Origin of the sequence: Pseudomonas sp. Pseusp97, from assembly GCF_047304025.1 — a bacterium.
Taxonomy (GTDB): Bacteria; Pseudomonadota; Gammaproteobacteria; order Pseudomonadales; family Pseudomonadaceae; genus Pseudomonas.
Map to the genome: position 1 here is coordinate 1 of NZ_JBGLYK010000256.1, position 7,182 is coordinate 7,182.

A 7,182-nucleotide genomic window follows, 5' to 3' on the forward strand; every position below is an offset into this window, starting at 1 on the left:
CTCACGCGCACGGCTCAACCTTGACGGCGCGCGCTGGCCCGCCAACCGCTCATCCGCGCCCTGCAAATCCGTCCCCCCCCAAGCTCGCTCCTACGAAAAGCAAAAAAGCAAAAATCCCGCAGCGATGCGGGCTTTTTTCATGTCCGAAGAAGGCTCAGGCCAGCAATGTAGGGCGCATAACGCCTCTGGCGTTATCCGCCATCGCGGCGGATAACCCGTTCCGGGTTATTTGCCCTACAACTGTAGGAGCGAGCTTGCTCGCGAACCGCCCAACTTATGTGCTGCCGGTTAATTTGTTCGCGAGCAAGCTCGCTCCTACGAAGAGCCGAAACAAAAAAGCCCGCATCGATGCGGGCTTTTCATGGCTGGCGAATTCTCAGTGCAGAGAAAGCACTCAGGCCAGGCTGGCCGCAATCTCGGCCAGGGCCTTGGCCGGGTCGGCGGCCTGGCTGATCGGGCGGCCGATCACCAGGTAGTCGGAGCCGTTGTCCAACGCCTGGCGCGGGGTGAGGATGCGGCGCTGGTCGTCCTGGGCACTGCCGGCCGGACGGATACCGGGGGTGACCAGTTGCAGCGCCGGATGCGCGGCCTTCAGTGCCGGCGCTTCCTGGGCGGAGCACACCAGGCCGTCCATGCCGGCCTTCTGCGCCAACGCAGCCAGGCGCAGCACCTGCTCCTGGGGCTCGACGTCCAGGCCGATGCCGGCCAGGTCCTCGCGCTCCATGCTGGTCAGCACGGTCACGCCGATCAGCAGCGGCGACGGGCCGTTGAAGGCATCCAGGGTCTCACGGCAGGCGCTCATCATGCGCAGGCCGCCGGAGCAGTGCACGTTGACCATCCACACGCCCATTTCGGCGGCGGCGCGCACGGCCATCGCGGTGGTGTTGGGGATGTCGTGGAATTTCAGGTCGAGGAAGACTTCGAAGCCGCGGCTGTTCAGGGTCTCGACGATACCGGCGGCGCAACTGGTGAACAGTTCCTTGCCCACTTTCACCCGGCACAGCTTCGGGTCCAGCTGGTCGGCCAGCGCCAGCGCGGCTTCGCGGGTGGGGAAATCCAGGGCGACGATGATCGGGGTCTGGCAGGCGGACATGGGCTCTCTCGCGGGTATCGAAAAAATCGGCGCGCATTGTCGCAGAAACGCGCCGACTTCCGTAGCCCGCCCGGCAGGAATGCTGCGCCGCCGGCGGCGATCAGGCACTCAGCCGCTCGCGCTCCTCGCGCGGCATCTCGGCGCTGCGTGCGACCTGCTGCTCGGGCTGCGCGCGGCCAGGAAGCTTCACGGCCAGGTCATCGCCCTGCAACAAGCGCCCCTGCGGCGCACCTGAACGGCACGCGTGAATCACCGTCGCACCGCTTCGAAGCAGGCGAACCGGTGGCGAATGTTCACGAAACGACGCGATCAGGCCCTTTGCGACCGGTTTTTGCCAACTGGCACGGCCACTGCACGACTGCAGGGGTCGTGTCTTTCATCCTCTGTCCTGGAGACCTCGCATGAGCACGCAACTCAAACCCACCCTGGGCACCCTGCACCTGTGGGGCATCGCCGTGGGCCTGGTGATTTCCGGTGAATACTTCGGCTGGAGCTATGGCTGGGGCGTGGCCGGCACCCTCGGTTTCCTGGTCACCACCCTGCTGGTGGCGACCATGTACACCTGCTTCATCTTCAGCTTCACCGAGCTGACCACTGCCATTCCCCACGCCGGCGGGCCCTTCGCCTACAGCCGCCGCGCCTTCGGCGAGAAAGGCGGGCTGGTGGCCGGGCTGGCCACGCTGATCGAGTTCGTCTTCGCCCCGCCGGCCATCGCCATGGCCATCGGCGCCTACCTCAACGTGCAGTTCCCGGCGCTGGACCCCAAGCACGCGGCGGTCGGCGCGTACCTGATCTTCATGACGCTGAATATCCTTGGCGTCAGCATCGCCGCCACTTTCGAGCTGATCGTCACCGTCCTCGCGGTGGCCGAGCTGCTGGTGTTCATGGGTGTGGTCGCGCCGGGCTTCAGCTTCAGCAACTTCGTGCTCAACGGCTGGGCCGGCTCCGACAGCTTCGGCGGCGCGGCCGTCAGCGGGATATTCGCGGCGATTCCCTTCGCCATCTGGTTCTTCCTCGCCATCGAGGGCGCGGCCATGGCCGCAGAGGAAGCCAAGGACCCGAAGCGCACCATTCCCAAGGCCTACGTCAGCGGCATCCTGACCCTTGTCGTGCTGGCCATCGGCGTGATGCTGTTCGCCGGTGGCGCGGGCGACTGGAAGGCCCTGTCGGGGATCAACGACCCGCTGCCGCAGGCCATGAAGATGGTGGTCGGCGAGAACTCCGGCTGGCTGCACATGCTGGTGTGGATCGGCCTGTTCGGCCTGGTCGCCAGCTTCCACGGGATCATCCTGGGTTACTCGCGGCAGTTCTTCGCCCTGGCCCGCGCCGGCTACCTGCCGCGCGGCCTGGCGAAACTCTCGCGCTTCCAGACGCCGCACCGGGCGATCATCGCCGGCGGCCTGGTGGGCATCGCGGCGATCTACAGCGACGGCCTGATCGCCCTGCAGGGCATGAGCCTGACCGCGGCGATGATCACCATGAGCGTGTTCGGCGCCATCGTCATGTACATCATGAGCATGCTCAGCCTGTTCAAGCTGCGCCGCAGCGAGCCAGGCCTGGAACGCAGCTTCCGCGCGCCGGGCTTCCCCGTGGTGCCGGGTATCGCCCTGGCGCTGGCCGTGCTGTGCCTGGCGGCGATGGTCTGGTTCAACCTGCAGATCGCCGGGGTCTTCCTCGCCTTCATGGCCGCCGGCTTCCTCTACTTCCAGCTCACCGCCGCCCATCGCGCCAGCGCCCCTGTCGACGCGATGCTCACCGGCGCCTGACAGCACCGTGAAAGTAAAGAACCCCGGCCGCGGCCGGGGTTCTTCGTTTTGGTCTCTCTCACGCGGCGCTTGCCGGCCGAGCAGCGATCGGTCTGAACCGGGGCGCGCCTGACAAGGTCGGAATCACAGCGTATCGTGATGTTTCACTGCCACTGTCGGAGACGGGACCATGCCCTGGTATGCCTGGTTGATCATCGCCCTAGCCCTGGGCTCAATCGTCGGCGCGCTGATGATGCTGCGCGATACCGCGAAGAAGCTGCCGCTCACCGAGGAGCAGCTCAAGCGCATCCACGAGCGCAACGCGGAAATGGATGCCAAGGAAGCCCGGGACAAGCGGTAAACACCGCCTAACTGACTGAAGCTCCAGTCAAAAACTGGCCACACCGATGGCCAGCGGCAGATGAAATTGCCTAGACTGCGCCTCCTTGATGGAGGAAAGAATGCTCAGGAAACTCCTGCCGCTGTTGCCAGTCGTGCTGTTGCTCTGCGGATTCGCGCTGGGTTTCGTCCAGCCGGTGGGGTTGCTGATCGGCGCCGTCTACGTCGCCTGGACCCTTTACGGCGAGCCTCGCCTGCCGCGCCTGCTCTGGTGGCTGGTGTGCCTGGTGCTCAGCATTGCGCTGGCCGCGCACCTGCTGCCGGGTACCACCTCATGGACGCTCTGGCCGGTGCGCCAGCTGAGCCCGGACGCTCCCGTCTACGCCCTGCACCTGTCCTGGGACAAGGCGCTGGTGGGCGTCACCCTGCTGGCCTGGTGGCTGCGCCGCGAGCCGGTGCCGGTGGAGAAGCGCTCCCCGGACTTCGCCGCCATCGTCATCGTTACCACGCTATTCGCCGTGCCACTGGTAGCCGTCGCGGGCGGCCTGGTGGTGTGGAACCCGAAATGGCCACCCGGTTTCTGGCTGTGGATGCTGGTCAACGTCTGCGTGATCTCGCTGACCGAGGAAGCCTTCTTCCGCGGCCTGCTGCAGAGCGAACTGGTACGTCGCTTCGGCGCGGTCGCCGGGGTGGTGAGCGCCAGCGTGCTGTTCGGCATGGTGCACTGGCCGATCAACCCGCTGTTCGCCGTTGTAGCCGGAGTCGCCGGCCTGGGCTACGGCCTGGCCTTCTACTTCAGCGGGCGGCTGCTGGTGCCGGTGCTGTTGCACGCGGGAGTGAACAGTCTGCACCTGCTGCTGTTCAGCTATCCGTTGCGGATTATCTGATCGGATTGGCGCCGCCGGTAAGCTATCGCGGACGGAGTCCGCTCCTACCGAACCTGACACATGCGTAGGAGCGGACTTCGTCCGCGATCGGCATCCATCTCGCTCCAAGCTCGGCCTGTAGGGCGCATAACCCGGAACGGGTTATGCGCCGAGCCATAGCGGCGGATAACGCTAGCGCGTTATTCGCCCTACGCGCCTGTTCGCGAGCAAGGGCTAGGCGCCCCCTCGGTCCTACGAAGAGCACTAAGCGAAACACTGGAAATTAATCGCGCATCACCAAAAGCAACGCCTGCTCGGCCAGCTCGTCGAGGGTCAGGCTGCCTTCCGGGCGGAACCAGGTGATGGACCAGGACAGCGCCCCGGTCAGGAAGCGTCGCAGGATGAACGGATCGCCCTGGCTGAAACCGGCGACCCGTGCCTCTTCCAGCACCTCCAGCCACATCTGTTCGTAGATGTCGCGCAGGCTGAGGATGTAGGCCTGGCCCTCTTCCGACAGCGAGCGCCATTCGTAGACCAGCACCGCCATCGCCTCGCCGGTGCCGCCGGTGATCGACTGCAGCTCACAGCGGATCAGCGCCAGCAGGCGTTCGCGCAGCGTCGTGGCGTCGGCCAGGGCGGCGCGCATGAGGGCGGTGTTGTAGAGGATGGTTTCCTCCATCACCGAGCGGAGGATTTCGTCCTTGCTCTTGAAGTGATGGAAGATGCTGCCGGACTGGATGCCCACCGCGCTCGCCAGGTCGCGAACCGTAGTGCGTTCGTAGCCCTTGCTGCGGAACAGGTGAGCGGCGGTCTGCAGCAGCTTGCCGCGGGCGCTCTCCGGGTCGGTGATCTGCCCGGTTCCGACCAGCTCCAGCAGTACTTCGCGGGCTTTGCGGTCATCCACGCTGTTCTCTCCCCATGAGGCCCATCGGCCGATCTGCTCAGGGCGATTCATCGAAACGCCCTGCAAGTGCTTGTGTTGTCTGACGAAATGTAAGCCCCCGGGCACCAACCAAGCAAGCGCTTGGCCATCCATTGGTTGGGGATCTCGTCGGGCCGGGGCTTTTCAACCAAGCGCTTGCTTGGTAATGTCGACCCATCACTCAGCGTCACGGGTAGAACAATGAATAAAACCGTACGTATCGGCTGCGCCTCCGCGTTCTGGGGCGACACCTCCACCGCCGCCGCGCAGCTGGTGCGCGGCGCGCAGATGGATTACCTGGTGTTCGACTACCTGGCCGAAATCACCATGTCGATCATGGCCGGCGCCCGCCTGAAGAATCCCGAAGCAGGCTACGCCACCGACTTCGTCGAAGTGATGACACCCCTTCTCGGCGACATCGCGGCGAAACAGGTCCGCGTGATCAGCAATGCCGGCGGCGTGAACCCACAAGCCTGCGCCAACGCGCTGTCCGCTGCCTGCGAGAAGGCCGGGGTGGCGCTGAAGATCGCCGTGGTGCATGGCGACAACCTGCAACCGCGCCTGGGCGAACTGGCCAAGGCCGGCATTCGCGAGATGTTCACCGACGCGCCGCTACCGCCGATGTGCGTGTCGGTCAACGCCTACCTCGGCGCACCCGGCATAGTCGCAGCGCTGAAGGCCGGCGCCGATATCGTCATTACCGGCCGCGTGGTCGACAGCGCAGTGGTCAGCGCCGCCCTGGTGCACGAATTCGGCTGGGCCTGGAACGATTACGACAAGCTCGCCCAGGCCGCACTGGCCGGGCACATCATCGAATGCGGCGCGCAGTGCACCGGCGGCAATTTCACCGACTGGGAAAGCGTGCCGGACTACGAGCACATCGGCTTCCCGCTGGTCGAAGTGCAGGCCAGCGGCGACTTCGTGGTGACCAAGCCATCCGGCACCGGCGGCCTGGTGACGCCGTTCTCGGTAGGCGAGCAGATGCTCTACGAGATTGGCGACCCGCGCGCCTACCTGCTGCCCGACGTGATCTGCGATTTCACCCGGGTCGAGCTCGCCCAGGTGGGCGACAACCGCGTGGCCGTCAGCGGCGCGCGCGGCCTGCCGCCGACCGGCCAATACAAGGTCAGCGCCACCTACCCGGACGGTTTCCGCTGCACCGCCAGTTGCCTGATCGCCGGCATCGACGCGGTGAAGAAGGCCGAGCGGATCAGCCAGGCGATCATCGCCAAGACCGAGGAAATCCTCATGGAACGCGGCTGGGGCCCGTACCGCGAGGTAAGCGTCGAGCTGCTCGGCAGCGAAGCTACCTATGGCGGCCATGGGCGCCGCGGCGACAACCGCGAGATTGTGGTCAAGCTCGCCGTACGCCACAGCCGCAAGGAAGCCCTGGTGCTGTTTTCCCGCGAGATCGCCCAGGCCGCGACCGGCATGGCGCCGGGCCTGACCGGCATCGTCGGCGGCCGCCCGAGCGTATACCCGGTGATCCGCCTGTTTTCCTTCCTGATCGACAAGGACGCCTGCGAACTGGCGGTGGATATCGAAGGTGAGCGCCACGGCGCCGCCCTGCCCGTCCTCGATACCTTCGACCCGGCGGCGCTGGCCGACAAGGTCCCGGTGCCGGCGCCCGAGGGCCCGGCGCCCGCCAGCGTGCCGCTGGTGAAGCTGGCCGTGGCGCGCTCCGGCGACAAGGGCAACCACAGCAACATTGGCGTGATGGCGCGCCGGCCCGAGTACCTGCCCTGGGTCGCCGACGCGCTGAGCGAAGGCGCGGTCGCCGACTGGATGCAGCACGTGCTCGACCCGCAGCTTGGCCGCGTCTGCCGCTGGTACCTGCCGGGCACACATAGCCTGAATTTCCTGCTGGAGAACGCCCTGGGCGGCGGCGGCGTCGCCAGCCTGCGCATCGACCCGCAGGGCAAGGCCTTCGCCCAGCAGTTGCTGGAATTCCCGGTGGCGGTGCCGCAGCACATCGCCGATCAGTTCCTGTAGGAGCGAGCTTGCTCGCGAACCCAACCCCGCAGCGGAGTCTGTTCGCGAGCAAGCTCGCTCCTACAACAAAGCAAAACGTAGGGCGCATAACGCCAACGGCGTTATCCGCCAATCACCAACGGCGCCAGAAAGGTGGCGCGTAAAGGGCCCAAAGGGGTAACAGGGGGTGAGAAAAAAAAATAGGAAAGAATAGGTGTTAAAAACCCGCCGGGTGGGCCGGCCCCC

7 protein-coding genes are annotated in these 7,182 nt (G+C 65.9%); 5 read left to right on the top strand and 2 right to left on the bottom strand.

Features of this window, described 5'->3' with window-relative positions:
* The coding region (locus ACCC94_RS26115) for a hypothetical protein (RefSeq protein ID WP_413352514.1) at positions 1-214 on the top strand (214 nt) is incomplete at its 5' end.
* A gap of 180 nt (positions 215-394) precedes the next feature.
* Here ACCC94_RS26115 and pyrF read toward each other — a convergent pair.
* Positions 395-1,093, bottom strand: coding sequence for an orotidine-5'-phosphate decarboxylase (pyrF, locus tag ACCC94_RS26120; RefSeq protein ID WP_024764511.1), 699 nt, complete (start codon positions 1,091-1,093; stop codon positions 395-397).
* 401 nt (positions 1,094-1,494) lie between these two features.
* Here pyrF and eat point away from each other — a divergent pair, with 401 nt between their 5' ends.
* From eat to ACCC94_RS26135, 3 genes are all read left to right on the top strand, one after another.
* The gene (eat, locus tag ACCC94_RS26125) at positions 1,495-2,859 is read left to right on the top strand and encodes an ethanolamine permease (RefSeq protein ID WP_413352515.1); all 1,365 of its coding nucleotides are present in this window, start codon (positions 1,495-1,497) and stop codon (positions 2,857-2,859) included.
* A gap of 169 nt (positions 2,860-3,028) precedes the next feature.
* A complete protein-coding gene (locus tag ACCC94_RS26130) occupies positions 3,029-3,199 on the top strand; it encodes a DUF2897 family protein (protein WP_017517593.1) in 171 nt (56 codons plus the stop codon).
* Between the two features lie 100 nt (positions 3,200-3,299).
* Positions 3,300-4,064: a CPBP family intramembrane glutamic endopeptidase gene (locus ACCC94_RS26135; RefSeq protein WP_413352516.1), complete on the top strand. Its 765-nt coding sequence runs from the start codon at positions 3,300-3,302 to the stop codon at positions 4,062-4,064.
* Positions 4,065-4,326: 262 nt separating this feature from the next.
* Here the strand turns inward: ACCC94_RS26135 and ACCC94_RS26140 are convergent, their stop codons facing one another.
* Positions 4,327-4,947: a TetR/AcrR family transcriptional regulator gene (locus ACCC94_RS26140; protein WP_413352517.1), complete on the bottom strand. Its 621-nt coding sequence runs from the start codon at positions 4,945-4,947 to the stop codon at positions 4,327-4,329.
* Positions 4,948-5,166: 219 nt separating this feature from the next.
* Here ACCC94_RS26140 and ACCC94_RS26145 point away from each other — a divergent pair, with 219 nt between their 5' ends.
* Positions 5,167-6,957: an acyclic terpene utilization AtuA family protein gene (locus ACCC94_RS26145; protein ID WP_413352518.1), complete on the top strand. Its 1,791-nt coding sequence runs from the start codon at positions 5,167-5,169 to the stop codon at positions 6,955-6,957.
* The last annotated feature ends 225 nt before the right edge of the window (positions 6,958-7,182 follow it).

Excerpts from the sequence above, each read along its gene's own strand:
- pyrF (WP_024764511.1), bottom strand. The coding sequence starts at position 1,093 with ATGTCCGCCTGCCAGACCCCGATCATCGTCGCCCTGGATTTCCCCACC.
- eat (WP_413352515.1), top strand. The coding sequence starts at position 1,495 with ATGAGCACGCAACTCAAACCCACCCTGGGCACCCTGCACCTGTGGGGC.
- ACCC94_RS26130 (WP_017517593.1), top strand. The coding sequence starts at position 3,029 with ATGCCCTGGTATGCCTGGTTGATCATCGCCCTAGCCCTGGGCTCAATC.
- ACCC94_RS26135 (WP_413352516.1), top strand. The coding sequence starts at position 3,300 with ATGCTCAGGAAACTCCTGCCGCTGTTGCCAGTCGTGCTGTTGCTCTGC.
- ACCC94_RS26145 (WP_413352518.1), top strand. The coding sequence starts at position 5,167 with ATGAATAAAACCGTACGTATCGGCTGCGCCTCCGCGTTCTGGGGCGAC.